The following is a 26766-nucleotide window of genomic DNA, read 5'->3' as shown; positions in this document are numbered from 1 at the left end:
ATGATACACATTTGACCCTTTTTTTATTACTTTTAAGTCATCTAAAACACCATTGCTATTTACTAAAACACCTTCTAAGATTTAAAAAAGTTAATACCCTTTCAAAGGAATTTCTATTTGATACGTTTTACCCGTGGTATTGATTAGCTTCGTTTCCCTAAGCCAAGGATTATGTATTTTTAAAATTTTATAATTAATTCCCTGTCTTTTTGCAAAAGCGACTAGATTAGTAATGGGATAATCTATTGTAACTTTTTTCGTCGGAATCATTTCATACTTATCCTCTTTATTGACTTCGAAACCAAATTTAGGTGGGTTCTTCATAATTTCTTTAAGCGCCATTATTCGGAACAAGTACCGACCTGTTTCCTCATTCATATACAAATCATAATAATTTGCTTGTTTTTGGAAATCTAATAATTTTTTAATTCCAACCAATCCTCTATTATAGGAAGCGGCAGCTAATGTCCAAGAACCAAATTTTGCTTTAGCATTCAAAAGAAAATCGCAGGCTGCCTGAGTTGATTTTTCAAGATGATAGCGCTCATCTACATTCGTATTTACTTCCAAACCTATTTCCCTAGCGGTTTCCGGCATAAATTGCCATACGCCTCTTGCCCCAGCCTTTGATACAACATTTACTAATCCACTTTCTATAACTGCTAAATATTTAAAATCATCTGGAACTCCATTTTTCTTAAGAATGGGTTCTATTACTGGGAAAGCCCGATTGGCTCTTTTCAAGGCAAGAATCGTGTACGAATGGTAATTGGTATTCACTATTAATTCTCTATCAAATCGCTCTTTTACATCTGCAATTTTCAAAGGAGCCTCTTCACCAGCAAAGTCAATTTTTTCTGGAAAATAATGCATTGTTGCTTCTTTCTTAACAATCTCTTTTTGAACTAATTTTGCATTAGGATTCTTGCATGAAGCACTAAAAATCAATAAACCCCCTGCCAAACACCGAACTGCGATAGTACTTACTATTTTAATTTTTCTCATTTTATTAGTTTAGCTGTTATTAATAAAAAAAAACAGCTTGTTTAAATTTTCCTTCTAACTTTCTATAATGCCTGGTAAATTCGTATTAAACCATCTGTATTTATTTAAAACCATAATATGCGTTCCTCCTTTTACAACGATGCAATTCTTAATGTTTTTTATAGGAAAAACATCATCCATATCGCCATGAATATGAATAACGACTTCATCGACAACAGTTCTGTCCCATAAAACGACCTGTTCTACTGCCCAGTTTAAGTAGCGAATATCGCGAACGGAAAGAAATTTTTGATACAGTTTTAATCTTTGATTCACTTTTTCTCCAAACGAAAATTTAGCAAGAGATTCAATATTGGCGATTAAGCGCAAAGGAATTAACTTATAGGCTTTAGTCGTTTTAGCAATTTTTAATCGAAAAGGAAATTCTAGATTACTTCTGACGCTCGAAATGATAATTACTTTTCTACAATCAATGAATCGTGCCATTTCTTGAACCAAAATACCTCCAAATGAAACTCCAATTAAAACCGCATTTTCATGTTTGATTTTAGTGGCAATCCGCTTTGCATAGTTCGCCAAGGATTCATTGTCTAGTGGAATTTCCCATTCTAACAAATAGATTTCGAAACGATCTGCAGGAAGAGCAATTCGTTCAAAAATTGCGGTACTTGCCGCTAATCCTGGCATTAGATAAACTGGAATTTTACTCATAGTTGTTTTAACGATTTTATAACACCTTTCCACTTTTTTATAGCGAATTTTGCATAAAATTAATTTTTTTATCTGAAACTACTGTCCCAATCAACTTATATTATCAATAATTTATGACAACACAACTATTTGAATCGAGCACAAGAGGTAAAGCTGATTTTGGTTGGCTTAAAGCCAATTTTTCTTTTTCTTTTGGAAATTATTTCAATCCTGAACGCGTTCAATTTGGAATGTTGCGCGTGTTAAATGATGATACCATCGCTGGCGGAATGGGTTTTGGTACCCACAGTCATGCCAATATGGAAATCATTACTATTCCACTTGAAGGTGGCTTAAAGCACCGTGACAGTATGGGAAATGAAGGTATAATTGGTTTTGGTGAAGTACAAGTAATGAGCGCTGGCTCCGGAGTAGAACATTCTGAAATGAATGCCAGCAAGAAAGACGAAGCAAAAACATTGCAATTATGGGTTTTTCCTGATACAGAAAACGTCCTGCCAAGATACGACCAGAAATCATTTGATATTGAGAATCAAATCAATACCTTTGTAAACATTGTTTCGCCAAATGATCAAAATGATGGCAATGCACTTTGGGTTTACCAGAAAACCTTTTTCCATTTAGGAATATTCGACAGCAATACCAGCATTACTTACAAAGTGCGAATACCTAAAAATGGTGTTTATTTGTTTTTGATTGAAGGCGAAATAGAAGTTAACAACCAAGTTTTGAAGGCAAGAGATGCCATGGGAATTACAGATTTTGACGCATTTGAAATCAAGATCAGTACCAAATCAAAAATACTTTTGGTAGAAGTACCAATGAATCAGAGTTAATTATTATGGATGCAGCTAGCACGATGGAAATCAAAGACAATACTTTTTCCAGACAATTTGAAACTACAGTCGAGCAGGGATTAGTTTCTGTTGAATATTCTTTTCAAGAAAAGAAGATATTTCTAACCAAAATAAATGTTCCAGAAACGTTTGAAGATGAAGAATTTGTCTCTAATTTCCTGAAAAACATAATGGAAATCGCCATTGAACGAAAATTAAAAGTAGTTCCTATTCTTCCAAAAATAGTAGTATTTTTCAAAAAAAATCCTATTTACAAAGAATTACTTCCTCCGGGAATTAGACTGTAACAAAAAAAAATCGGCTGTATTTTAGGATACAGCCGATTTTTTTTTTGTACAACTTTGACTATTTCTCGATGTCTCGCATACTTTCCATTTTCTTATTAGCTAAGAAACCGGCAATATCCTCAAAATGTTCTACTACTCTTTTGTTTCCAAATTCGAAAACCTTAGTTGCTAAACCGTCTAAGAAATCCCTGTCGTGTGATACCAAAATCAATGTTCCATCAAAATCACGCAAGGCATCTTTGATAATATCTTTGGTTTTCATATCCAAGTGATTCGAAGGCTCATCGAGAATCAATAGATTCACGGGTTCCAACAATAATTTAATCATTGCCAAACGGGTTTTTTCTCCTCCGGAAAGCACTTTCACTTTTTTGGTCACATCATCACCATGAAACATGAAAGCACCAAGAATATCTTTAATTTTAGTTCTTACATCACCTACGGCAATATCATCAATGGTTTCAAAAATAGTGGCATTTTCATTTAATAAGGAAGCTTGATTTTGGGCAAAATAGCCAATTTGAGCATTGTGACCTATTTCTAAACTTCCGCCATTGATTTCAATTTGTTTCATAATGGCTTTAATCATCGTCGATTTTCCTTCACCATTTTTCCCTACGAAAGCTACTTTTTCGCCTCGTTCGATGACCATATTAGCATCCGAAAAAACCACATGATCTCCATACGATTTGGATAAATCTTTGACAATCACAGGATATTGACCAGAACGGGCTGCCGGTGGAAATTTTAATTTCAATGCCGAAGTATCCACCTCATCAACCTGAACAATAACCAGTTTCTCTAACATTTTTACACGGGACTGCACCGCATCAGTTTTAGAAAAAGTTCCTTTGAAACGGTCAATAAAAGTCCGGTTATCCGCAATCATGCGTTGTTGTTCATCATACGCTTTTTGCTGATGAACACGTCTGTCTTTTCTTAATTCTAAATAATGAGAATATTTAGCCTTATAATCATAAATACGCCCCATTGTCACCTCTATAGTACGATTCGTTATATTATCAACAAAAGCTCTATCATGTGAAATCACCACAACAGCTTTGGCTGAATTAATCAAGAAATCCTCTAACCATTGAATGCTTTCAATATCCATGTGGTTGGTAGGTTCATCCAGCAAAATTAAGTCTGGTTTTTGCAGAAGGATTTTGGCTAATTCGATTCGCATTCTCCATCCACCTGAAAATTCAGAGGTTTGCCGACTAAAATCTTCGCGAACAAATCCCAAACCAATTAGGATTTTTTCTACTTCGGCTTCATAATTAATTTCTTCAATAGCATAAAATTTCTCGCTCAAGTCAGAAACTCTCTCTATTAATTTCATGTAGGCGTCACTTTCATAATCCGTACGAATCGTCAATTGCTCATTGATTTCATCTATTTCCGCTTTCATACCAAAAACTTCACCAAAGGCTTTTGAAGTTTCTTCCATTACCGTAGCACCGTCTGTAGTCAATAAATGCTGCGGTAAATAAGCAACAACAGCATCTTTTGGTGCCGAAATATTACCGGTTGACGGCTTGCTTTGCCCTGCAATTATTTTAAGCAATGTCGATTTTCCAGCTCCATTTTTACCCATCAAGGCAATCTTATCATTTTCATTTATGGCAAAAGAAACATCACTAAAAAGTGTTGTTCCACCAAATTGTACGGAAATATCGTTAACTGTAATCATTGTTAATTTGTTTATTCGGTTAATCGGTTAATCGGTTAATTAATTAAACGATCTTTTTTTAAAAGTGCAAAGATAGATTAATTAAGCACTTTGTTGACTATAAAATAAAAGCTTCCAGAAAGAGACTAAAAATTGTCTTTCTGGAAGCTTTTAAAAAGAAATACTAAAATTAAATTTCTTTCTTTTTATTAATTTCATCCCATATTGGTGCGTTATTAACACCTATATTTTTTGCAATAAAAACAGGATCTTTGCCTTCTTTCCTTTGTTTTTCATAATCTTTTAATGCTGCAAGAGCTGGTTTTTGCAACAGCAGAATTGCAATAATATTACACCAAGCCATAATCCCAACACCAATATCCCCAATATTCCATATCAGACTTGCTTCATTGACACAGCCGTACATAACCACCAATATCATAACAATTTTTAATATGCGGTTAAAAACAAGTGAATTCATTTTTCTTGTCAAGTAGGAAATATTAGTTTCCGCAATATAGTAATATGCCAAAATGGTAGTAAAAGCAAAGAAAAATAATGCAATTGCCACAAAGAAAGATCCAAAACCAGGTAGAACACTATCCATGGCACTCTGAGTATATCCTGTCCCAGCGGTAACATTCTTAGCTCCCTCATATAAAAATTCAGTGGCACCGTTTGCCCCTTTTACTGGATTTTCTACATTGTATTTACCAGTAATCAATAACATAAAACCTGTTGCACTACACACCAATAATGTATCAATGTACACAGAAAAAGATTGTACTAAACCTTGTTTAACCGGATGCGAAACATTTGCAGCAGCGGCAATGTGCGGTGCAGTTCCCTGTCCTGCTTCGTTAGAATAGAGCCCTCTTTTAACTCCCCACTGAATTGCTAATCCAATTACGGCTCCAAATCCTGCTTCCTGACTAAAAGCACTACTATAAACCAAAGAAATAACGCCTGGTAGTGCTCCTAAATTCATACCTATTATCACTATTACGATTAAAAGGTACCCTAGAGCCATGATAGGCACCACCACTTCTGTTACTTTTGCTATTCTTTTTACTCCACCAAAAATAATTGCTCCAAATACAACAGCTACTATAACGGCTGTAATTCTGGCATCAAGGTTAAAGGCATTACTTAAACCGTCAGCAACCGAATTAGACTGAATTCCCGGCAGTAAAATCCCCGCTGAAATAACGGAGACTATGGCAAACAAAACGGCGAACCACTTGACGCCCAAACCTCTTTCGATATAAAAAGCGGGGCCACCACGAAACTGTCCTAAATGTTTTTCTTTGTAAATTTGTGCTAGAGTTGCTTCTACAAATGCTGTACTTGCGCCTAAAAAAGCAACAACCCACATCCAAAATAAAGCCCCTGGGCCTCCAAAGGTTATTGCGGTAGCTACTCCGGCAATATTTCCCGTTCCAACTCTTCCCGCTAGTGACATCGATAAAGCTTGAAAAGAAGAGACACCAGATTCTGAACTTTTCCCATCAAATAGCAAACGGAACATCTCCTTAATATGCCGCAGTTGAAGAAAACGTGTCCGAATAGAAAAATAAAGTCCCGTCCCTAGACATAAAATTATTAAAGGCGTACTCCACACTATTTCATTTATCATCCCGACAATCTCTTCCATATATTCAATTTATATTAATAAAAGCAACAATTAATTTTTATAAAACTATAACATTAAGGCAAAGAAAACTAACTAAGACTCCTCTAAAACCCAAATAAAATCGTAACGCACTCAAAACCAACGACTGGAACAACACCCTGTTTTTACTCAAAAAGATAAATTACATTCCCAATTTTAGTGTTTTAGCAAAGATGTCGACTTTTAGAAAAATAAAAAAAATGCTCTTTTAAAATCAAAAGAGCATTTTTATATTTGTTATATTCTAAATTTACTTCCAGCGGCAATTATTCTTTCCTCCACTTTTTAGTTTCCTCAAAAACATGTTCTAAAATTGCAGCTTCTCTTTCATCAAAGGCTACATTTCTGCGGCTCATTACGAGTCTTGCAGTTTCAAATGCTTTTTTAGTTAAGTAAGTGGTAAAACCGGAAGCGCCACCCCAAGAAAAACTTGGAACAAAATTTCGAGGAAAACCACTGCCAAAAATATTAGCGCTCACTCCTACTACCGTTCCTGTGTTAAACATCGTATTGATACCACATTTACTGTGGTCTCCCATCATCAAGCCACAAAACTGAAGACCGGTTTTAGCAAATCCTTCGGTTTCATAACTCCACAATTTCACTTCTTCGTAATTGTTTTTCAAATTGGAATTATTGCTGTCAGCACCAATATTGCACCATTCCCCAAGAACTGAATTCCCTAAAAAACCATCGTGTCCCTTATTAGAATAACTAAACAACACAGAGTTATTAACTTCTCCTCCAACTCTGGAATAGGGCCCAACGGTTGTAGCGCCATAAATTTTTGCCGCCATTTTCACTTGTGCATTTTCGCATAAAGCAAAAGGACCTCTAATAACGGACCCTTCCATGATTTCAGAATCCTTACCTATATATATAGGACCAGTTGAAGCATTTAAAGTAACAAACTCTAACTTCGCGCCTTCTTCGATAAATATATTTTCAGGCGCAATTACATTTACACTTTTTGGAATAGGATGTGATTTTCTATCCTCTGTTAAATATTCAAAATCCTCACGGATAGCGGCATCATTTTTAGAAAAAATATCCCACGTATTTTGTACCGTCAAACAGTCCTCGTTGTACTCTAAAATTTCATAGGAATCAAAATCTACTTCTTCCTGGTCTTCATTGGTATAAAAAGCAATCACTTCCTCACCTTTGAAAATGGCCTGATTGGGTTCCAGATTACTAACCATTTCAGCCAAAACAGCATTAGGAAGATAAGAAGCATTGATCATTACGTTTACTTCTAATTCTACCATTGGAAATTTCTCAGATAAATATTCCTCTGTCAATGTGGTGGTAGTTGAACCCAAATGCATTTCCCATTTTTGACGAATAGTCATAATCCCAATAAGAATATCGGCAACAGGACGTGTAAACGTAAAGGGCAGTAAGGCGTTCCGAGCGGGACCATCAAAAAGTATGTAATTCATAAATTGTTTATTTGTTGATTCAGTTAGTTATTGAATAAAAATTAGTTCAAAAAAACTTCCCTTTTTATAATATTGACTTCAAAGTTACAAAGTTTTCAAATAAATAAAATAAAAAAGCCCTCCAAAAAGGAAGGCTTTACTATATTAAAAAACAAGCTTTTATTATTTAGCGTGTTTTGCGTATTTAGTTTTAAATTTATCAATACGACCTGCAGTATCAATAAGTTTAGATTTACCTGTGTAAAAAGGGTGAGAAGTTCTAGAGATCTCCATTTTTACAACTGGATATTCAACTCCGTCAACTGTAATTGTTTCTCTTGTATCTGCAGTAGATTTAGTGATAAAAACATCTTCATTTGACATGTCTTTAAAAGCAACTAATCTGTAATTTTCTGGGTGTACACCTTTTTTCATCTTGTTATTCTTTTTTATTTGTTTGGCTACAACTCACTTTGAAGCTTTTCCTCTGACAGAAAAGGTATAAATGGGTTACAACTTTTTGTTTTACACTATTATTTTGAGTTTGCAAATTTACAATTATTTTCCAATAAACAATTCTTTGCTTCACTTTTTTTAAATAATTGTAAAAATCGATTTTTAGTACCGTTTATATTCGGAATTGTTATATTTGTGAATTAATTCTAAAACAAACCATAATGATCAACGAAGTTATTAAAAAAAACGGTGTAACCTACGGCGTAATTACAGGAGTAATACTATCATTGATTACTGCTTTAATGTATGCAATAGATCTCAAATTATTTATTGCTTGGTGGACCACACTTTTGAGTTTCTCCGTTTTTGTAATCGTTCCTATCATCATGCTTTCAAAAACAAAAAAGGAATTAAATGGCATTTTTTCTTTTAAAGAAGCATTTACAACCTATTTTATAGCAGCAGTGATTGCGGTTTTAATTTCTGTTAGTTTTAAAATCATTTTATTTAATTTTATCGATCCTTCCGTAAAAGAAACTCTTTTAGATTTGACGATAAAATATTTAATTAGCACTTCTGAACAATTTGGTGTTCCGGTATCCTCATTAAATGAAACCATTTCAAAATTAAGAGAAACAGATCCGTATTCAACCATAGAACAAGTAAAAGGTTCGGTTTTTACACTCTTTTTCTGTGCCATATTAGGATTAGTCATGGCCGCATTTTTCAAAAGTAAATCCACACAAGACTAAAAAGTAATGAATTTATCCGTACTCATTCCACTTCTTAACGAAGAGGAGTCCCTTAATGAACTCTACAATTGGATTATTAAAGTGATGCAATCTCATAATTATACGTACGAAATCATTTTTCTGGATGATGGAAGTACCGATAATTCATGGACTATCATCGAAGGATTTGCAAATGAAAACCCTCATGTAAAAGGCGTTCGTTTCATGAAAAATTTTGGAAAATCACAAGCACTTCATGCTGGTTTTGCAAAAGCACAAGGTGATGTTATTATTACCATGGATGCCGATTTACAGGATAGCCCAGAAGAAATTCCCGGATTGTATGATATGATTACCAATGGGAAGTACGATTTAGTTTCCGGATGGAAAAAGAAACGCTATGACTCCGTAGTGGCTAAGAACCTGCCTTCAAAATTATTCAATTGGGCGGCTAGAAAAACATCGGGAGTTGAATTGAATGATTTTAATTGTGGGTTGAAGGCCTACAAAAATATAGTGGTAAAAAACATTGAAGTTTCGGGCGAAATGCACCGCTACATTCCAGTTTTGGCAAAAAATGCCGGTTTTGGAAAAATTGGTGAGAAAGTAGTGCAACATCAAGCCAGAAAATATGGTGAAACTAAATTTGGAATGGAACGTTTCATCAATGGGTTTCTGGATTTAATAACCATTTGGTTTTTGTCCCGTTTTGGCAAAAGACCAATGCATTTGTTTGGCGCCATGGGATCATTTATGTTTATTATTGGGTTTATGCTTGCGGGCTATATTGGTGTTTCAAAATTATATTACATGTACAGCGAAATGCGCTATAGTTTAGTAACGAACAATCCTTGGTTTTACATTGCCCTTACCTCAATGGTTTTGGGAACACAATTGTTTTTGGCCGGGTTTCTTGGTGAAATCATTTTGAGAACAAAAAACAATGAAGAGCGTTATAAAGTGTCGAGTGAAGTTAATTTTTTATAAATTTAACTAAAACTAAATTTAGAGACAATAGTTGTGATTTATACCATAACTAGCCCTGATAGCAGCGGCATCCCACGCCTTTTTGGCGTGGATAGAGCGGATAGCAGGATATAGCTCCTAAAAATAAAAAACTGTGTTTAAATTTTAATTACGAATTTAGAAACTAAAAAAAATATAAAATGGAAATCAAACAACACATTTTAGATGCCGTAAATGAGTGGCTTACACCAACATTTGACACTGCAACTCAGGAAGCAATAACCGAATTGATGACTACCTCTCCAAAAGAATTAGAAGAGAGTTTTTACAAAAATCTTGAATTTGGAACCGGTGGAATGCGCGGTGTCATGGGCGTAGGAAACAATCGCATCAATAAATATACACTAGGAAAAAGTACACAAGGACTTTCGGATTACATGCATACTGCATTTCCGAACCAGCCTTTAAAAGCGGTTATTGCGTACGATTGTCGCCATAACAGTGATACCTTAGCTAAATTAGTGGCAGATGTTTTTTCGGCTAATGGAATTGAAGTGTATTTGTTCTCGGATATGCGACCTACACCTGAATTGTCCTTTGCGGTGAAACATTTAGGTTGTCAGTGTGGAATTGTTCTTACCGCATCACATAATCCTCCTGAATATAACGGTTACAAAGTGTATTGGGAAGATGGTGGACAAATTGTACCACCAGAAGATGAAGGAATAATCACTGTTATTGAGAATTTAAATTACAATCAAATCAAGTTCACTGCTAATGAAGATTTGATACATTATATAGATACGGAAGTTGATAAAGCTTTTATCAAATCGACTATCGAAAATGCGAGTTTTGGAACTTCGGCTGAAGCCAAAAAAAATCTGAATATCGTATTTACTTCTTTGCACGGGACTTCTATCAAATTAGTTCCTGATACCTTATCGCAAGCGGGCTATCCTAATGTGAATATTGTTGAAGAACAAAGAGTACCCAATGGTGATTTCCCAACCGTTAAATCTCCAAATCCAGAAGAGCCAGAAGCATTGACGATGGCGTTAGCATTAGCTGATAAAACAAATTCAGATATTGTGATTGGTACTGATCCTGACTGTGACCGATTGGGTGTTGCCGTTAGAGATAATGATGGCAAAATGACGTTGCTTAACGGAAACCAAACGATGATTTTGATGACTGCTTTTTTATTAGAACAATGGAAAAAAGCAGGCAAAATCAATGGCAAACAATTTGTTGGATCCACGATTGTTTCTACTCCTATGATGATGGAATTAGCAACAAGCTATGACGTGGAATGCAAAGTGGGTTTGACTGGTTTTAAATGGATTGCCAAAATGATTAAGAATTTTCCAGAATTAGAATTCATAGGTGGTGGCGAAGAAAGTTTTGGCTATATGGTGGGCGATGCTGTTCGCGATAAAGACGCTGTTGCGGCTACCTTGTTGATTTGTGAACTTGCCGCACAGGCTAAAGCCAAAGGAAGTACGGTGTACAAAGAATTACTAAAACTCTATGTTGATAACGGATTTTATAAAGAACACTTGGTTTCACTGACTAAAAAGGGAATGGATGGTTTACAGGAAATCAATCAGATGATGATCGACATGAGAGAGAACCCACTGAAAGAAATTAACGGACAACGAGTGATTATGCTGGAAGATTATCAATCCTCAATCGCTAAAAACCTTTTGGACGGATCTGAGTCTACTATGACAATTCCTAAATCGAACGTATTGATTTATTACACCGAAGATGGATCAAAAATTTGCGCCAGACCAAGTGGAACAGAACCTAAAATAAAATTCTACATCAGTGTAAATGCTGAGCTAGAAGCAGTAGAAGATTTTCAGGACGTAGAAATCATTCTAAATGAAAAAATTAAAAATATTATTATTGCAATGCAATTGAACTAATGGACAAAAATTTAATAAAATTAATACCCTTTACAAAACCTTATAAAACACATATAATCTGGAATGTAGTGTACAATATTTTGTACGCTTTTTTTAGTACCATTTCGATGTTGACCTTGCTCCCAGTACTTCAGGTGCTTTTTGGCAAAGTCAAAACAGTAGAAAAAGAGCCAATATATACCGGAATAGGAAATATAAAAGACTACGGAACTGATCTTTTGTATTTTAAAATTACCGAATTGACAAAAGACAATAGTGCTCAGTTTGCACTTTTATTAGTTGTTTCATTAGTAATTATTACATTTTTATTCAAAAATTTATTTAATTATCTGGCTTCCCATCACATCATGCACCTTAAGAATGGCGTATTACGAGATTTGCGAAAAGCAATGTATGATAAAATAATTGAATTGCCCATATCCTATTATTCCGAAAAAAGAAAAGGGGATATTATGGCGCGAATGCTAGGTGATGTCAATGAGGTTCAAAATTCTTTTTTTTCGATACTAGAACTTATTGTAAAAGAACCGTTAACCATTGTATTCGCAATAGTTACAATGTTTTTTATTAGCGTAGAACTGACGTTTTTTGTATTAATTTTTATTCCTGTTTCCGGATTTATTATTTCAAAAATTGCAAAAAATTTGAGAGCACAATCTTTAGAGGCACAAAAAGAAAGTGGTTTTTTAATTTCGATCGTAGATGAAACTCTGGGTGGTTTAAAAGTGGTTAAAAGCTACAATGCTGAACCTAATTTCAAAAATAGGTTCAATGATTCGGTGACCCGATTATTAAATTTATCAAATAGTATAGGAGACAAAAATAATTTAGCAACACCTTTGAGTGAGTTTTTAGGAATTACGACCATTGCCGCTTTGCTATGGTATGGTGGTAACTTAGTGTTAATAGACAAAACCCTTGAAGGAGCTGCATTTATTGTTTTTCTTACGTTGGCTTTTAACATTCTTACTCCCGCCAAAGCTATTTCGAAAGCATCGTATGCCGTAAAAAATGGTTTGGCAGCTGCAGAACGTGTTTTTGAAGTTTTAGAAGTCGAAAATGAGATCACTTCAAAAGAAAATGCTATCGAAAAAACCACGTTTGATTCGAACATTATTCTTCAAAATATTAACTTTAAATACGAACAAGAAAATGTCTTGAAAGACTTTACTCTTGAAATAAAAAAAGGACAAACGGTGGCTCTTGTTGGACAATCCGGAAGTGGAAAAAGTACTATTGCCAATTTGCTGACTCGTTTTTATGATACCAGCGAAGGTGCAATAACCATTGACGGAAATAGTATCAAAGATTTAAGTTTGAAATCACTTCGAGGTTTGATGGGCTTGGTTACGCAGGACAGCATCTTATTTAATGATACTATTAAAGCGAATGTCGCTTTGGGAAAATTACAAGCAACCGATGAAGAAATTGTTGCTGCATTGAAAATTGCCAATGCGTACGAATTTGTAAAAGAGTTACCACTTGGTATTCACACCAACATTGGCGACAGCGGAAACAAACTTTCCGGTGGACAAAAACAACGTTTGTCAATTGCTAGAGCAGTTCTAAAAAATCCTCCAATTATGATTTTAGATGAAGCTACTTCAGCATTAGACACTGAAAGTGAAAAATTTGTTCAAATTGCACTAGAAAATATGATGCAAAACCGTACTTCGATTGTGATTGCGCACCGACTTTCTACCATTCAAAAAGCAGATAAAATTGTGGTAATGCAAAAAGGAAAAATAGTAGAACAAGGAACGCACGACGAACTAATTGCTCTTGACGGCACGTACCATAAATTAGTAACACTACAAAGTTTTGAATAATATTTTCCTTGTATGGCACACTAACGAAACACATTTGCGACAGTAAAAACTCTATTTTTAATAGCTTTGTAAAATTTTAAATTAAAAATGTATATTAATAATTCAAACATAAAACTTCCGGAAGATCCTGATACCGTTGTTTGGAAATACCTAGACCTGTCAAAGTTTTTAGATTTATTAATGTCGGAAAAATTATTCATGTCGCGATCAGATAAATTCGAAGATCAATATGAAGGTACTTTCAGCGAACCTACTTTTGAGGAAATAAAAAAACTTTCGATTGACAACCCTGAATTTTTAGATTATTATAAAACACATCGGGAAAAGGTAGCGATTAGCAGCTGGCACATCAATGAATACGAATCGTTTGCCATGTGGCAGATTTTTACACAAAAAAGTGAGGGCATAGCAATTCAGTCCACAATTGGGCGTTTGCAGGAATCTTTAGCTCCTGAAATAAATTTCGAGCAGTATATTGGTGAGGTAAATTATATCGATTATAAAAAAGAACACATTCCGTTTGATGATTTATTTTTTCCTTTTTTATTCAAACGAAAAAGTTTTCAATATGAAGGCGAAGTACGCATCATCACGGACATTGGTACAAATGGTATTACAATCAATGAGGGATTAAAAATAAACATCGATATAAATCGATTGATCAAAAAAATATACATTCACCCCAAATCAGAAAACTGGTATAAAAACCTTGTCATTCAGTTAGTCAAGCAACTAGGATTTGATTTTACGATTGAAAAATCCGACTTAGAAAGTGATATTTTGATTTGAATCAAAAACTTCGAAAAATTGCAATTAGATGGAACCATTTTAGAATCTTTGCAAATCAATAAATCAAGATTCTTTATAATTTTGATGTTAATGCTACTTATTACTTTATCAAATGATTAATCTCAAAATAATTATACCAATATCAAATTATTAGAAGATAAAAATAGTAACATCATTATACTTTATTTGAAAGTAGCAAGGGTTATTTATTATTTTAATGTATTTTCGTATGAAAATTGCAACAAATTCTATAATCAAAAAAATAAAACAGATGAATTTGAAAAACTTGACAAACGAAGAACTATCAATAGAATATAAAAAAAGAAAATCAGCTCGCACATTTGCTGGGTTTTATGTTGGAATGTTTATTGGTATTGCAGTTTGGAGTACCGCGACAAACGGACTTGGATTTTTAACTTTCTTACCCATTTTGGTGGGATATTTTTTCAGAAAAGCAGGTTCGAATTACAATGAGATTAAACAAGAAACGGCGTTTAGAAAAAGTAATTAGTAAGACACCTTTAAGCTATTGCAAATCAAAAAAACTAACTATCTATAAAATTTAAATTAACTCGCAAGTATGAAAAAAAATACCTTAACAGAATTATCTAATGAAGAACTTTTAAAAAAAAGAGATTTGATGAAAGGAGTAGCAATTGGGTTTTCAATAATATATCTTTTTGTTCTGGCTCTCCTCCTTTACCTTCTCCTGACAAGAGGTTTTAAAAATATTTCACTTGTTGTATTCGTCCCAATTTTCCTTTCACCTACAATATTAATGCCTTTACTGCTCTATTTTGGAATGCTAAAAAAAGAGATTAAATCCAGACAACTTTAATTTACCTCAACATCAATGGACCAAAATTGCCAAAACTGTAGCACACTAATTTTAAATAACTTCTGCGATAATTGTGGTCAGAAAAAATTTAAAAAAATAGATAGAAAATATATTTGGGATGAAATTCAATATACTTTTTTACACACTAACAAAGGTTTTTTATACTCTGTAAAAAATATTATCAAGAATCCAGGGAAAACAGCGAGAGCTTTTATTGATGGGAATAGAGTAAATCATTACAAACCAATATTATTAGTATTTGTGTTAAGTGGTATCTCCACTTTTATCTCTATAAAAATAATTGGTTTCGAGAAAATCATGAGTGCTTTTTATGCTAAGGAAACTCTCAACTCTGAATACATGAATGATGTAATGACTTCGCTTAAAAGCTATAACTCAATTTTGATGTTATTGCTTGTTCCTGTCTTTGCATTAACGACCAGACTTGCGTTTAGAAAATGGGGAAATAATTATTATGAACACGTAATAATAAATGCTTATATCGTATGCGTTTACACTCTCTTTAGCATTATTATAATTAGTCCGTTACTATATCTTTTCAAAAACAACATGGACTACTTTACAATGATCTCGAGTTTGACAATGTTAAGTGTTCCTTTTATTTTAGTTTGGTTTTTTAAAGGATTTTATCCAATGAAACCTATAAAAAGTATTGTTGGACGTGTGCTTTTAACTTTTAGCTTTTTATTGCTATTGCTTCTACTTTTAATGATACTTGCGGTTATTGTAGGTTTTGTTTACGCTATAATTGCTGGACCAGAAGCAATACAATATTTTAAGCCGCAACAATAATTACATTTCAATAATTGGGTTCAAATCTCTAGTATAAAAACCTTGTCATTCAGTTAGTCAAGCAACTAGGATTTGATTTTATTATTGAAAAATCCGACTTAGAAAGTGATATTTTGATTTAGAAAGGGCGCTGCTAAATAGGTTCGTAACCAACTATTTCCCACTCTTTATTAGATAAATCAATATAGTAGTAATTTACAACATCTTTTTTGTCAAATTGACCATTTTTGTTGGTGTCTTCAACTGTTCTGTAATACAAACGGTTTTTAGAACCAATTAATTTCCAATCGATCAATTCCTGAAAATCAGTAGATATCTTAGTAAATTTCTCTCCACTAATTTCACTTAAATACAGCGCTTTAATATCGCTTGTATCTAATTTTCCGTCTTTATTAGTATCCATATCAACCATTGTATACACCATAATCTGATTATTGGTTTTATCAGCAACCGACTTCAAATAGGTAGCGGTTTGAATCAATACTGGTTTGTCTGTCAATTTTCTGATTGAATCTGAATTTACTTTCTGGAATTTCAAATTCTGCAAAAAACCGGTGATTTCAAATTCGCCATAATTTGATATCGTAAAACTCAAATCATTCACGCTGGAAGACCCATATCTCGACTTCACTCCGCGTTCCCGAATGCTTAAATCAGCCACAGGATGAATCAAATAATCCGTTCCTTCCATTTGCAACGGCAAATCAGCAATTTGAATCTGACTAGAATCAGATCTTGCAATTTCTTTCGCTTTTCCAGTTCCGTCGTAAGTAACTTTAGGCTTTTCAGCCTCTTCCTTGCAACTCGATAAAAACAAAATTGCTATTCCTATAAATGTGATGTGTAGTTTTCTCATAATCCTGAACTTTAAAATTCAAATGTAATCATTTTTAAAAATGGTAATGGCATTCGATCCTTGATTTATCGAATTAAAATTGGGTGAAACAGTAGTAATTCTTAATGACTATAACTTCGCAATCAATTTTATATTAAAAACTCTGGTGGTCATATAATTAGGAATCGCATACTGATTTTTAGAATACACATCACGCACCCAAGTGTTCGTAATGGCATTTTGATTATTAAAAAGATTAAAAATTTCTAACCCTATCGCCAATTCTTTAAAGTCTTTGAACCAACCAGAATTCTTTGTCGCTGAAGTGTTATCAATAAAAACTTTAGAAAAACCCACATCCACACGACGGTAATCATTCAATCGATTTTGGTATAAATAAGTGTCCGAATATGAAGGAGAACCTCCCGGCAATCCAGTATTGTAAACTAAATTCAAATACAATTTCAGACTCGGGATATTAGGCATATAATCTTGAAACAAAAGTGCAAATTTCAATCTTTGATCCGTTGGTCGGGCAATGTATCCTTTATCATTGCTATTTTCTTCTGTTTTCAAATAGCCAAAACTAAACCATGATTCCGTTCCTGGTACAAACTCCCCGTTCAGGCGAACATCTAATCCTTGCGCATAGGCTGTAGCATTATTATTGGCTGCGTACCGAATGCGAACATTGTCAATCGTATACGTATTTACATCTGTTAGCGATTTATAATACAACTCAGAAACCAACTTGAAAGGACGATCCCACATCTTGAAACTATAATCATTGCCAATGACAAAATGAACCGATTGTTGCGCCTTGGTATTAGGTTGTACCATTCCATCCGCAGCTCTCAATTCCCTGTAAAATGGTGGCTGATGGTACAGTCCTCCCGAAAGTCTAAAAACCATATCTTTCTCCCAATCTGGTTTTATGGCAAATTGTGCTCTGGGACTAAAAGTAATTTGAGATTTTCCAGTTACAGTAGAACCTAAAACCTCCCAGTTATGAAAACGTAGACCAGCATTATACCAAACTTCACTCGAACCAATAGTCGATTTCAAGCTCCACTGACCATACCCTGAAAATCTATTGATAGAGTTAAAATTTGTCGCTCGGATATTTTGATACGGAACAAGCGGTCCGATGTAAGGCGAATACGGCTGATCATTTTTAGGTAAATCAATAATAGGTGGATTCAATGAAAAACCGGCCGAATCAATAACCTCCCACTCTATTATTCTGTCCCGAATGGATTCTCGCGTATATTTAATTCCCCACTCCAACTGACTTTCTTTCCAATCATGAAAACCTTTTATCTCGGTATTAACAATTAGCGCATCCAAATCATTTCTGGCGTGACTCAACTGCGATCCAATTCCTCTCGTAAAAGCGACTTCTCCAAAAGTTTCTGACCCAATACTGGAATCCACTTCGCCTAAACGGTATTGGGCGAAAATATCAAAATATTCTTGTTCTAAAGTATGAAAAACAGAACCGATAAATTTCAACGTAAAATTATCCGAAACATTGAACGTTGTTTTTAAAGCTCCAAAATACGTATCATACTTATCCTTTTCCTGACCTTCGTAGAAAACAGAAAGTCGCATGGGATTATCTATAGTTCCAAAATTAGTTTGTCTGGTTAGTGGTTGATACTGGTATTTGTTTTGGGAAATATTACCCAGAAAACTCCATTGCCATTTGGCCGAAGCCTGATAATTTATATTGGTTTGAATATCTGCAAAGGAAGGCGTGAAATTCGTTTGCGTTTCTTGACTTTTCACCAAAAGACTATTGTTGCGGTATCGTACTCCTGTAACGGCAGACCATTTTTTATCCCTGGAAACCGCATCCACAGAAAGGCTTCCGCCAAGGAAACTCGCTTCTAGGCTTGCGCCAAATTTAACCGGTTTTCTATAGGTAATATCTAAAACTGAAGATAATTTATCTCCAAACTTCGCTTGAAAACCTCCCGCTGAGAAATCGACATTCTGAACTAAATCAGTATTGGTAAAACTCAATCCTTCTTGTTGTCCCGACCGAATTAGAAACGGACGATAGACCTCAATTTCATTTACATAAACTAAATTCTCGTCATAATTGCCACCACGAACGGCATATTGTGTACTCAATTCGTTATTAGAATTTACTCCAGGCAAGGTTTTCAAAATGTTTTCGATACCTGCATTAGCTCCCGGGATTTTCCGAATCATTTCAGGTTCAATGGTTGCAACACCCTGAATCAGTTTGCGATTATTGGAAGTCACAATCACTTCACCCATTTGTTCTTCCTGATCACTCATAACAGGGTTAAACTCCTTTTGTTCATTGGAATCCAAAGAAAAAATTACCGTTATTTTCCTTAACGAGACATGCGTAAAAACAAGTATTATTTTTTGATTTGCAGGAACCTTTATATCGTAAAATCCATTTTGATTGGATTGCGTTCCAAAACTTGAATAAGAAACATTTACGTTTTCTACCGGTTGATTGTTTTTGTCCAAAATAACTCCTTTTATTCTAGCCATTTGGGCCGATAAAGATAGGCTTGCTAAACAAAAAAAGAAAACAAAAATTAATTTAGTAGTGCTCAAGTGATTTGGTTTTTATTTTTTTTGGCTTCTAAAAAAACGAGTCGCAAAGATAGTTGAATTTCCTACATTATCTGTAACAACAACTTTTAATTCATTGGCACCGTCCACATCAAATCCATCAGTGAAATAATGAGTAAGTTTTCTAGTTTTGTTGTCATATTCAAATAATATCCATTTTCCGTTTAAATAACCGTTGTATGTTTTTATACCTGACAATTCATCATAAATAGAAAGCTGAATTGTTTTTTGAGCGCTAATCCATTTCCCTTCTACGGGTACGGCGATGCTTATTTTTGGCGCAACCGTATCCGCAACTAAAGCATATTTTCCTAAAATTTTAACCTTTGTATTGAATACGCTGTCTTTTATATACGTTGGATTGTAACTTACTTTTTTTCCGTCAATTCTGCCAATAAACATTTTTTGTCTTTGTTCTTCAGTTGATTTTGTATCTTCAATGGAAACCGTAAAATTAGTATGTGCAGGAACGGTGTCGTCGTGTAAAAACAAAGTGTCATTTTTTACATCAAAATTCAAATCAAAATCTTCATAAAAAGTTCCTGCAGGAAAGAAAACGGACATATTTCCTAAAGCAAAATTACTGTCTTTGTTCGCTCTTACAAAATAATTAGATTGCACAGGCTCCTTACTTATTACGGTAGGCAAAACTTCATATTTGATAGGAATTGCTATTGTTTTTTTGTTGCCAAAAAAATCCGAAACTTCAATACGATACAGCGAAGCTAAATTGGGTGTTACTTGCAAAACCCCTTTGTTTTCATCGGCTTGAATAAAGCTCAAATTATAGGGCGTTTTCATAAATAATTTCTGAACCCGTTGTTGCATTTTTTTGTATCGCGAATAATCAATCAGCGCATTTATGTAGCGCATGTCATCAAAGGAATACGTGTTGAATTCATAACCGAAGTTTGGTTTTCCGTTATAAAAAGACTGCACTTTATACACTCCATTATTATTAAACGAAACATCGTCAGTGTCATACGCCGAAATACCAAAACCGATTGAACCATTTGCAACGACTTTATCTGATAAATAGGTTCCGTCCTTTTGCAGAGAAACATTCAGTAATAATGGACGTTTAGAACTATTTACAGTAGTTTTCGAATCCAAAGGATAGACATAAACTCCTGAAATAATTGGTTTCTTCGTGTCTTTTAAAAATTTATTATAACCAAAAAGCATCGGATTAATGATAAACTCTGTTTTCGAATCCCGAAATTCAAAATGCAAATGCGGTCCTTCAGAAGATCCTGTATTACCAGAAAAAGCAATGATATCATCTTTTTTTACCACCATTTCATTTGGCTTAAAAAACATTTCGATTTCAAAAGATTCCTCTTTATAATGCGTTTTCTTAATGTAGTTTTCTATTTCACCATTGGCCATTTTTAAATGTCCGTACACGGAGGTATATCCATTAGGATGATTTATATAAATTGTTTTCCCGTTACCAAAAGTAGATATCTTTATTCTTGACACGTAACCATCAGCAACTGCATAGACTTTTAATCCTTCCTTTTGTTGCGTTCTAATGTCAAAACCAGCATGAAAATGATTGGGTCTTAACTCCCCAAAGTTTCCCGATAATTGCATCGGAATATCTAAAGGTGATCTAAAATAATCTTTTGGATAATCTGCTTGTGCAAAAACGGTTGTACAAAAAAACAATAAATAAATAGATAATTTCATGGCTTAGATTTTTGCTAAGATAAAAAAAAAGAAGGCATAACTAAAGCTAAATAAACCATTCCTAACCATTTGGAAAACTGCAGTTTAATTAATTTAATGCAAAAAAAATAATAAAATATTGCAAAATTAAAAAGGAATACTAACTTTGTATGATTATGTAATGAATAGGATATATAATGAGTGCAATTGCAGAAATTATTGATACTCTTGAAAATAAGGTTGAAAAACTTTTCAGTAAAATGAGAGGTTTAGAGCAAAACAATCAAGATTTGAAAAATGAATTAATAAAAACTGCATCTATAATACAGACTCAGTCAAAACAGATTGAAGCGTTAAAAGTGCAGTATGAAACACTCAAAGTAGCCAACACATTACTAGGCAGTGACGATAATAAAAGAGATACGAAGCTTAAAATAAATTCATTAATTCGCGAAATTGATTATTGTATAGCACAGCTATCCGATTAATAAAAAATATGGACGAGAAGCTTAAAATTAAAATATCAATCGCAGACAGAGTCTACCCGCTAACGGTAGAATTATCTCAGGAAGAAGGCCTTAGAAGCGCTTCGAAAAAGATCGATAAAATGATAAAGCAATTTGAAGAAAATTATGCTGTCCGTGACAAGCAAGATGTTTTAGCAATGTGCGCCTTACAATTTGCCTCACAAACAGAACAAAAGCAAATTGACAAAACTATTGATGGAGAAGCAACTATTGAAAGAATTAAAAAAATCAATGCAGTTTTAGATCAATATCTCGACAAATAAACGTTCTTTACAAAAACTAAGATACTGCCTACATTAGTTCACATTTGGTAAACTCAACACTAACAATTTAGAATGGGCAAATCATCACTACTAAAGCATGCCACACTTCGGTGAGGAAACTTGAACAGTGAGTTAGCTCAAAACTTGTCTTTCCGAGTTTATTCAACAAAACTAATGTAGGCTTTTTTATATATAAATTTTAACAAACATGGACAACATATTAACGATTATTATTACGGGAATTATAGGTATTGCAGCAGGTTTCGCTATCGCAAAAATGATAGAAAAAAGCAATATATCCAACTTAATTAAAAATTCAAAGAAAGAGGCTGCCTCCATCTTGAAAGATGCGAATTTAGAAGCCGAAAATATAAAGAAAGATAAAATTCTTCAAGCGAAAGAGAAATTTATAGAATTAAAATCAGAGCACGAACAAGTAATTCTTTCTCGTGACAAAAAAATGGCTGAAATAGAAAAAAGAGTTCGAGACAAGGAATCTCAAATCTCTAATGAATTATCAAAAGCTAAAAAGGTAAATGATGATTTTGAAGCTAAAGCGCTGGAATACAACACCAAAATAGAAATATTAGACAAAAGACAAATAGAAGTAGATAAACTTCACAAGAGTCAGCTGCAACAATTGGAAGTTATTTCTGGCTTATCAGCAGAAGAAGCGAAGAATCAATTAGTGGAAGGACTGAAAGCAGAGGCAAAAAGCAAAGCGATGTCTCATATTCAAGACACTATTGAAGAAGCTAAACTAACCGCGCAGCAAGAAGCTAAGAAAATAATAATCAATACTATTCAAAGAGTTGGAACGGAGGAAGCAGTAGAAAACTGTGTTTCAGTATTCAATATTGAATCAGATGACGTAAAAGGTAGAATTATTGGTCGTGAAGGTAGAAATATCCGCGCACTGGAAGCGGCTACTGGAGTAGAAATCATTGTAGATGACACACCAGAAGCTATTATCCTTTCTTGTTTTGACCCTGTACGTAGAGAAATTGCGCGTTTGGCATTGCATAAATTAGTAACTGACGGAAGAATTCACCCGGCTCGTATTGAAGAAGTAGTTGCTAAAACTGCTAAACAAATTGACGATGAGATTATAGAAGTTGGTAAACGTACCGTTATCGATTTAGGAATTCACGGATTACATCCTGAATTGATTAAAGTGGTTGGACGTATGAAATACCGTTCTTCTTACGGTCAAAACTTGTTGCAACACTCCCGCGAAGTATCTAAACTTTGTGGAATCATGGCTGCTGAACTTGGTTTAAACGTAAAACTAGCTAAAAGAGCTGGTTTATTGCACGATATTGGTAAAGTTCCAGATGCTGAAAGTGATTTACCACACGCATTATTAGGAATGCAATGGGCTGAGAAATATGGTGAAAAAGAAGAGGTTTGTAACGCTATTGGAGCACACCACGACGAAATAGAAATGAAATCATTATTATCACCAATCATTCAGGTTTGTGATGCAATTTCAGGAGCAAGACCAGGAGCAAGAAGACAGGTATTAGATTCTTACATTCAACGTTTAAAGGATCTTGAGGAAGTAGCATACGGATTCAGCGGTGTGAAAAATGCTTATGCCATTCAAGCCGGTAGAGAACTTCGTGTAATCGTCGAAAGCGAAAAAGTTTCTGATGAAAATGCAGCTAACTTATCTTTTGACATCTCCCAAAAAATTCAAACGGAAATGACTTATCCAGGCCAAGTTAAAGTAACTGTAATTCGGGAAACAAGAGCTGTAAACATTGCTAAATAGTTTATTCCAATTTTAGGTATATAAAAACTTCTCATCATTGAGAAGTTTTTATTTTGCATTCATAATACGGTTTCTAAAAAGTTTTATAAATCAATCATAAAGATCATCTTGGAAAGTAATTTTAAAAGTAGTTCCATGGCCTACTTCACTTTCTACAGAAACAGTCCCTTTCATTGATTCTATCTGATTTTTCGTGATATGCAATCCCAAGCCTCTTGCCGCTTCGTGATTGTGAAATGTTTTATACATTCCAAAAAGAGAATTGCCATACTTCTTCAAATCGATCCCTAACCCGTTGTCTGAGATTGATAGTGTTTTTTTACCATTTTCTAATGAGAAAGAATACTTTATCACAATGGATTTATTGGGATTCGAATATTTTATCGCATTTGTCGTAAAATTTAATAAAACACTTTCGAGATAAGCCGGATTAAAATCGACATAAACTCCGTCAGGTATTTCATTTACAATAGTAACCTGATTCTGATTCTTTAAATTTCGGATCAGGTCTAAAGTTTTATTCAAATATAAATTCAACTCTAAGGATTTAATTGGAATATTTGAATTGCTTTGTATTTGCACTAATTGCGCTAAATTCACGATGGTTTCGTTTAGGTCATTCGACACCGTTCTTAAATATGACAGCATTTCTTTGTTACTATTGAGATCATCTTCGGCATCGATGATATCCAGAATTGACTTGATGTTTCCTGCCTGTGAATTTAAATTATGAGAGACAATATGCGAAAAATTCAATAGCCTACTATTTTGCTGACTATACAATTCCATTGTTTTTATCAGCTCTAATTCTTTTTCTTTTTGAGAAGAAATATCCGTATGCGTTCCTATAACTCGCAATGGCTTCCCGCTGGCGTCACGTTCAATTACTTTACCTCTATCTAAAATCCATTTATATTTACCGCTTGACGTTAAAACACGATGATAATTTTCATAAAAAGGCGTTATATTAGCAAAGTGATCCTGAATTTCAGAGTAATATTTTGCTAAATCATCCAGATGTACAATTTGATCCCACCGTTCCGGATTATCAAAAATATCTAAAGACTCTTGTTCGAGAATTTTCATCGATTGCGCAGAGTAGAAAACATTATTGGTTGATAAATCCCAATCCCATACACCTTCTGTAGAGGCCTCTAAAGCAAACTTAAAACGTTCCTCAGAAATTTTTAGTTTGATTTCCTGCTCTTTCAATTCCGTTATATCTGAAATTCTACCATAAAAAGCAATATTGCCATCAGGATATGATTCTGGTTTTGCTACAACTTTAAGCCAACGCAATCCTTTAACAGGTAACAAAACCCGAAATTCAAAATCCCATTTTGTAAGGTTCCGTTTCGCTTGCACTAATGACTGAAAAAATGATAATCGATCCGCTTCAAAGATCCTGTCATAAACAAGGAATTTGTCGCTATCAACAAAATGATTCGGAGACAAATCAAAAAAATCAGTGACCGATTTACTCACCAAAGGAAATAAATAGGTGTTATCAGGAGCAATTACAAATTCAAAGATTAAATCCGGAATTTCATCAAATAATTTTTTGTAAAAATCGTTTACCTCTTGACCATTTTTGTTTTGGAGAAAATCAAAAACCATATAATTTTATGTAAGGTTTAAAAAACTTAAATTTAGATTTTATTATATTACAAAAATCCAAATTAACATTAAAATCACATCAATTTATTAAAATATTAAGCATAATCGTAAATAATTTTATTTTAAGTACGAACAGTACCTCTTTTCTCTCTTCGATAATTTAGAGTTACATTCAAATACTATTTTCTGGGGTGAAATGTATTTAAAACTTGTGTCAAGAACGTTCTGTCAAGATGTACATATATTTCAGTAGTCGTTATTGATTCATGCCCTAACATCAATTGAATGGAACGCAAATCTGCACCATTTTCTAAAAGATGAGTGGCAAAAGAATGTCGTAAAGTATGTGGACTTATGGTTTTATGCAATTCGATTTCCAAAGCTAAATTTTTGATAATTGTAAAAATCATAGCTCTTGTTAATTGGCTGCCCCTTCTATTTAAAAACAAGGTATCCTCAAAACCCTTTTTCACATTAAGATGAGTACGTTTCGTCTCTTTGTAAATGTTAATGAATTTTTGAGTGTAATCTCCAATGGGCACAAAACGCTGTTTATTTCCTTTTCCAGTTACTTTGACAAATCCCTCGTCAAAAAACAAATCTGAAATTTTTAATGCCACTAATTCAGATACACGTAGTCCACAACCATAAAGTGTTTCAATCATGGCGCGGTTGCGTTCACCTTCATTAGTGGTCAAATCAATAGCAGCAATAAGCTGATCAATCTCATCAACGGATAAAACATCTGGAAGTTTTCTACCTGTTTTAGGAGTTTCTATAAGTTCTAGAGGATTGTCAGCACGATAATCTTCGAAAATTAAATACCAAAAAAAACTTTTGAGACCTGAGATAATTCTAGCCTGAGAACGTGGATTGACCTCTTTTGAAACCTTATAAATAAATTGTTGAATTGTTTCTTCATCAATTGTAACAGGCGAAACTTCTATTTCATTATTATCCAAAAAAAGACACAATCGTTGAATATCAAATGAATAGTTTTCAATTGTATTTTGCGACAAACCGCGTTCAATTTTCAAGTACGATTGATATTTTTTTATGTAACTGTCCCAATTCATAGCTGCAAAGTAACTCTTTTTGAGCAAAATAAAAATACTATATTTTGTTGTTTGTTTTAATTTTTGATGACAAAATAGGTCTTTACAACCTTTACTTTCACTCCAATATAATCTTAACTAAATTCCGACAAAGCACCTAACTACTAATATAACATTCTTTTCTTTTGAATCTTACATCGTTTTTTTTGGCTATCAAGAAAACATAACACTGTAACCTCAAGTGTCAGGCACAACTGCCAAATCTTAAACGACTATAAAATCATCTTCTTATTGTGTCAAACAAGGCATCCTAAACTGAAAGCATCCTATTATTGGTTCGATATTGCTGTTCTTATCCACTGTTATGACGTTTAGGAAATACATTCTTTACAAATATGAATGAATTCACTTTTATTTTTGGATAATACTATCT

General features: G+C 33.8%; 24 protein-coding genes. 13 read left to right on the top strand and 11 right to left on the bottom strand.

Annotated features, from left to right (window positions below):
• Positions 1-90: 90 nt before the first annotated feature.
• Both ACEN2F_RS10290 and ACEN2F_RS10285 read right to left on the bottom strand, forming a co-directional pair.
• Entirely contained in the window at positions 91-1005 is a 915-nt protein-coding gene (locus ACEN2F_RS10290; protein ID WP_441738699.1) for a lytic transglycosylase domain-containing protein, read from the bottom strand.
• A 54-nt stretch (positions 1006-1059) separates the two neighbouring features.
• Positions 1060-1716 carry an alpha/beta fold hydrolase gene (locus tag ACEN2F_RS10285; protein ID WP_441738697.1) on the bottom strand — a complete coding sequence of 219 codons (657 nt, stop codon included), beginning with the start codon at positions 1714-1716 and terminating at the stop codon, positions 1060-1062.
• A 113-nt stretch (positions 1717-1829) separates the two neighbouring features.
• On the opposite strand from ACEN2F_RS10285, the gene ACEN2F_RS10280 reads away from it, so the two are divergent.
• Together ACEN2F_RS10280 and ACEN2F_RS10275 are read left to right on the top strand one after the other, a co-directional pair.
• The gene (locus ACEN2F_RS10280; protein ID WP_441738694.1) at positions 1830-2552 is read left to right on the top strand and encodes a pirin family protein; all 723 of its coding nucleotides are present in this window, start codon (positions 1830-1832) and stop codon (positions 2550-2552) included.
• A 23-nt stretch (positions 2553-2575) separates the two neighbouring features.
• Positions 2576-2860, top strand: coding sequence for a GNAT family N-acetyltransferase (locus tag ACEN2F_RS10275; RefSeq protein WP_441738764.1), 285 nt, complete (start codon positions 2576-2578; stop codon positions 2858-2860).
• Between the two features lie 58 nt (positions 2861-2918).
• Here the strand turns inward: ACEN2F_RS10275 and ACEN2F_RS10270 are convergent, their stop codons facing one another.
• The 4 genes from ACEN2F_RS10270 to ACEN2F_RS10255 form a co-directional block, all read right to left on the bottom strand.
• Positions 2919-4553: an ABC-F family ATP-binding cassette domain-containing protein gene (locus ACEN2F_RS10270; RefSeq protein ID WP_441738691.1), complete on the bottom strand. Its 1635-nt coding sequence runs from the start codon at positions 4551-4553 to the stop codon at positions 2919-2921.
• 169 nt (positions 4554-4722) lie between these two features.
• Positions 4723-6186, bottom strand: coding sequence for an alanine/glycine:cation symporter family protein (locus tag ACEN2F_RS10265; protein WP_441738688.1), 1464 nt, complete (start codon positions 6184-6186; stop codon positions 4723-4725).
• 284 nt (positions 6187-6470) lie between these two features.
• Positions 6471-7646, bottom strand: coding sequence for a GlmU family protein (locus ACEN2F_RS10260; protein ID WP_441738685.1), 1176 nt, complete (start codon positions 7644-7646; stop codon positions 6471-6473).
• Positions 7647-7808: 162 nt separating this feature from the next.
• Positions 7809-8060 (bottom strand): type B 50S ribosomal protein L31, encoded by a 252-nt coding sequence (locus ACEN2F_RS10255; RefSeq protein ID WP_116724713.1) that lies wholly within the window; start codon positions 8058-8060, stop codon positions 7809-7811.
• Positions 8061-8302: 242 nt separating this feature from the next.
• Here ACEN2F_RS10255 and ACEN2F_RS10250 point away from each other — a divergent pair, with 242 nt between their 5' ends.
• From ACEN2F_RS10250 to ACEN2F_RS10215, 8 genes are all read left to right on the top strand, one after another.
• Entirely contained in the window at positions 8303-8833 is a 531-nt protein-coding gene (locus ACEN2F_RS10250) for a DUF4199 domain-containing protein (RefSeq protein ID WP_441738682.1), read from the top strand.
• A gap of 6 nt (positions 8834-8839) precedes the next feature.
• A complete protein-coding gene (locus ACEN2F_RS10245; RefSeq protein ID WP_441738679.1) occupies positions 8840-9799 on the top strand; it encodes a glycosyltransferase family 2 protein in 960 nt (319 codons plus the stop codon).
• Between the two features lie 179 nt (positions 9800-9978).
• The gene (locus ACEN2F_RS10240) at positions 9979-11706 is read left to right on the top strand and encodes a phospho-sugar mutase (protein WP_441738677.1); all 1728 of its coding nucleotides are present in this window, start codon (positions 9979-9981) and stop codon (positions 11704-11706) included.
• A complete protein-coding gene (locus ACEN2F_RS10235) occupies positions 11706-13535 on the top strand; it encodes an ABC transporter ATP-binding protein (protein ID WP_441738675.1) in 1830 nt (609 codons plus the stop codon). The genes ACEN2F_RS10240 and ACEN2F_RS10235 overlap by 1 nt, the downstream gene beginning before the upstream one ends.
• A gap of 87 nt (positions 13536-13622) precedes the next feature.
• Entirely contained in the window at positions 13623-14324 is a 702-nt protein-coding gene (locus tag ACEN2F_RS10230) for a hypothetical protein (RefSeq protein ID WP_441738672.1), read from the top strand.
• Positions 14325-14595: 271 nt separating this feature from the next.
• A complete protein-coding gene (locus ACEN2F_RS10225) occupies positions 14596-14835 on the top strand; it encodes a hypothetical protein (protein ID WP_441738670.1) in 240 nt (79 codons plus the stop codon).
• A gap of 69 nt (positions 14836-14904) precedes the next feature.
• Positions 14905-15162: a hypothetical protein gene (locus ACEN2F_RS10220; protein WP_441738667.1), complete on the top strand. Its 258-nt coding sequence runs from the start codon at positions 14905-14907 to the stop codon at positions 15160-15162.
• Positions 15163-15177: 15 nt separating this feature from the next.
• Complete coding sequence (locus ACEN2F_RS10215) at positions 15178-15975, top strand: DUF3667 domain-containing protein (protein ID WP_441738665.1); 798 nt, start codon at positions 15178-15180, stop codon at positions 15973-15975.
• A gap of 133 nt (positions 15976-16108) precedes the next feature.
• On the opposite strand, the gene ACEN2F_RS10210 is transcribed toward ACEN2F_RS10215, so the two are convergent.
• The 3 genes from ACEN2F_RS10210 to ACEN2F_RS10200 form a co-directional block, all read right to left on the bottom strand.
• Positions 16109-16831: a hypothetical protein gene (locus tag ACEN2F_RS10210; RefSeq protein ID WP_441738662.1), complete on the bottom strand. Its 723-nt coding sequence runs from the start codon at positions 16829-16831 to the stop codon at positions 16109-16111.
• Between the two features lie 108 nt (positions 16832-16939).
• Positions 16940-19342, bottom strand: coding sequence for a TonB-dependent receptor (locus ACEN2F_RS10205; protein ID WP_441738660.1), 2403 nt, complete (start codon positions 19340-19342; stop codon positions 16940-16942).
• A gap of 78 nt (positions 19343-19420) precedes the next feature.
• Positions 19421-21118 carry a M23 family metallopeptidase gene (locus tag ACEN2F_RS10200; RefSeq protein WP_441738657.1) on the bottom strand — a complete coding sequence of 566 codons (1698 nt, stop codon included), beginning with the start codon at positions 21116-21118 and terminating at the stop codon, positions 19421-19423.
• A gap of 176 nt (positions 21119-21294) precedes the next feature.
• On the opposite strand from ACEN2F_RS10200, the gene ACEN2F_RS10195 reads away from it, so the two are divergent.
• From ACEN2F_RS10195 to rny, 3 genes are all read left to right on the top strand, one after another.
• A complete protein-coding gene (locus ACEN2F_RS10195) occupies positions 21295-21585 on the top strand; it encodes a hypothetical protein (RefSeq protein WP_441738654.1) in 291 nt (96 codons plus the stop codon).
• 8 nt (positions 21586-21593) lie between these two features.
• On the top strand, positions 21594-21887 hold the full coding sequence (locus tag ACEN2F_RS10190) for a cell division protein ZapA (RefSeq protein WP_441738651.1): 294 nt from the start codon (positions 21594-21596) through the stop codon (positions 21885-21887).
• A gap of 208 nt (positions 21888-22095) precedes the next feature.
• On the top strand, positions 22096-23661 hold the full coding sequence (rny, locus tag ACEN2F_RS10185) for a ribonuclease Y (protein WP_441738649.1): 1566 nt from the start codon (positions 22096-22098) through the stop codon (positions 23659-23661).
• 90 nt (positions 23662-23751) lie between these two features.
• On the opposite strand, the gene ACEN2F_RS10180 is transcribed toward rny, so the two are convergent.
• Positions 23752-25278 carry a PAS domain-containing protein gene (locus ACEN2F_RS10180; RefSeq protein ID WP_441738646.1) on the bottom strand — a complete coding sequence of 509 codons (1527 nt, stop codon included), beginning with the start codon at positions 25276-25278 and terminating at the stop codon, positions 23752-23754.
• A gap of 179 nt (positions 25279-25457) precedes the next feature.
• On the bottom strand, positions 25458-26354 hold the full coding sequence (gene xerD / locus ACEN2F_RS10175; protein ID WP_441738643.1) for a site-specific tyrosine recombinase XerD: 897 nt from the start codon (positions 26352-26354) through the stop codon (positions 25458-25460).
• Between the last annotated feature and the right edge of the window lie 412 nt (positions 26355-26766).

The sequence above is a fragment of the Flavobacterium sp. W20_MBD1_R3 genome, from assembly GCF_052119725.1.
Classification (GTDB): domain Bacteria; phylum Bacteroidota; class Bacteroidia; order Flavobacteriales; family Flavobacteriaceae; genus Flavobacterium.
Note: the sequence above shows the minus strand (reverse complement) of the source record. Positions and strands in the feature narration are given on the sequence as shown.

Coding starts and splice junctions, on each gene's coding strand:
- ACEN2F_RS10290 (WP_441738699.1), bottom strand. CDS start 1,005: ATGAGAAAAATTAAAATAGTAAGTACTATCGCAGTTCGGTGTTTGGCA.
- ACEN2F_RS10285 (WP_441738697.1), bottom strand. CDS start 1,716: ATGAGTAAAATTCCAGTTTATCTAATGCCAGGATTAGCGGCAAGTACC.
- ACEN2F_RS10280 (WP_441738694.1), top strand. CDS start 1,830: ATGACAACACAACTATTTGAATCGAGCACAAGAGGTAAAGCTGATTTT.
- ACEN2F_RS10275 (WP_441738764.1), top strand. CDS start 2,576: ATGGAAATCAAAGACAATACTTTTTCCAGACAATTTGAAACTACAGTC.
- ACEN2F_RS10270 (WP_441738691.1), bottom strand. CDS start 4,553: ATGATTACAGTTAACGATATTTCCGTACAATTTGGTGGAACAACACTT.
- ACEN2F_RS10265 (WP_441738688.1), bottom strand. CDS start 6,186: ATGGAAGAGATTGTCGGGATGATAAATGAAATAGTGTGGAGTACGCCT.
- ACEN2F_RS10260 (WP_441738685.1), bottom strand. CDS start 7,646: ATGAATTACATACTTTTTGATGGTCCCGCTCGGAACGCCTTACTGCCC.
- ACEN2F_RS10255 (WP_116724713.1), bottom strand. CDS start 8,060: ATGAAAAAAGGTGTACACCCAGAAAATTACAGATTAGTTGCTTTTAAA.
- ACEN2F_RS10250 (WP_441738682.1), top strand. CDS start 8,303: ATGATCAACGAAGTTATTAAAAAAAACGGTGTAACCTACGGCGTAATT.
- ACEN2F_RS10245 (WP_441738679.1), top strand. CDS start 8,840: ATGAATTTATCCGTACTCATTCCACTTCTTAACGAAGAGGAGTCCCTT.
- ACEN2F_RS10240 (WP_441738677.1), top strand. CDS start 9,979: ATGGAAATCAAACAACACATTTTAGATGCCGTAAATGAGTGGCTTACA.
- ACEN2F_RS10235 (WP_441738675.1), top strand. CDS start 11,706: ATGGACAAAAATTTAATAAAATTAATACCCTTTACAAAACCTTATAAA.
- ACEN2F_RS10230 (WP_441738672.1), top strand. CDS start 13,623: ATGTATATTAATAATTCAAACATAAAACTTCCGGAAGATCCTGATACC.
- ACEN2F_RS10225 (WP_441738670.1), top strand. CDS start 14,596: ATGAATTTGAAAAACTTGACAAACGAAGAACTATCAATAGAATATAAA.
- ACEN2F_RS10220 (WP_441738667.1), top strand. CDS start 14,905: ATGAAAAAAAATACCTTAACAGAATTATCTAATGAAGAACTTTTAAAA.
- ACEN2F_RS10215 (WP_441738665.1), top strand. CDS start 15,178: ATGGACCAAAATTGCCAAAACTGTAGCACACTAATTTTAAATAACTTC.
- ACEN2F_RS10210 (WP_441738662.1), bottom strand. CDS start 16,831: ATGAGAAAACTACACATCACATTTATAGGAATAGCAATTTTGTTTTTA.
- ACEN2F_RS10205 (WP_441738660.1), bottom strand. CDS start 19,342: ATGGCTAGAATAAAAGGAGTTATTTTGGACAAAAACAATCAACCGGTA.
- ACEN2F_RS10200 (WP_441738657.1), bottom strand. CDS start 21,118: ATGAAATTATCTATTTATTTATTGTTTTTTTGTACAACCGTTTTTGCA.
- ACEN2F_RS10195 (WP_441738654.1), top strand. CDS start 21,295: ATGAGTGCAATTGCAGAAATTATTGATACTCTTGAAAATAAGGTTGAA.
- ACEN2F_RS10190 (WP_441738651.1), top strand. CDS start 21,594: ATGGACGAGAAGCTTAAAATTAAAATATCAATCGCAGACAGAGTCTAC.
- rny (WP_441738649.1), top strand. CDS start 22,096: ATGGACAACATATTAACGATTATTATTACGGGAATTATAGGTATTGCA.
- ACEN2F_RS10180 (WP_441738646.1), bottom strand. CDS start 25,278: ATGGTTTTTGATTTTCTCCAAAACAAAAATGGTCAAGAGGTAAACGAT.
- xerD (WP_441738643.1), bottom strand. CDS start 26,354: ATGAATTGGGACAGTTACATAAAAAAATATCAATCGTACTTGAAAATT.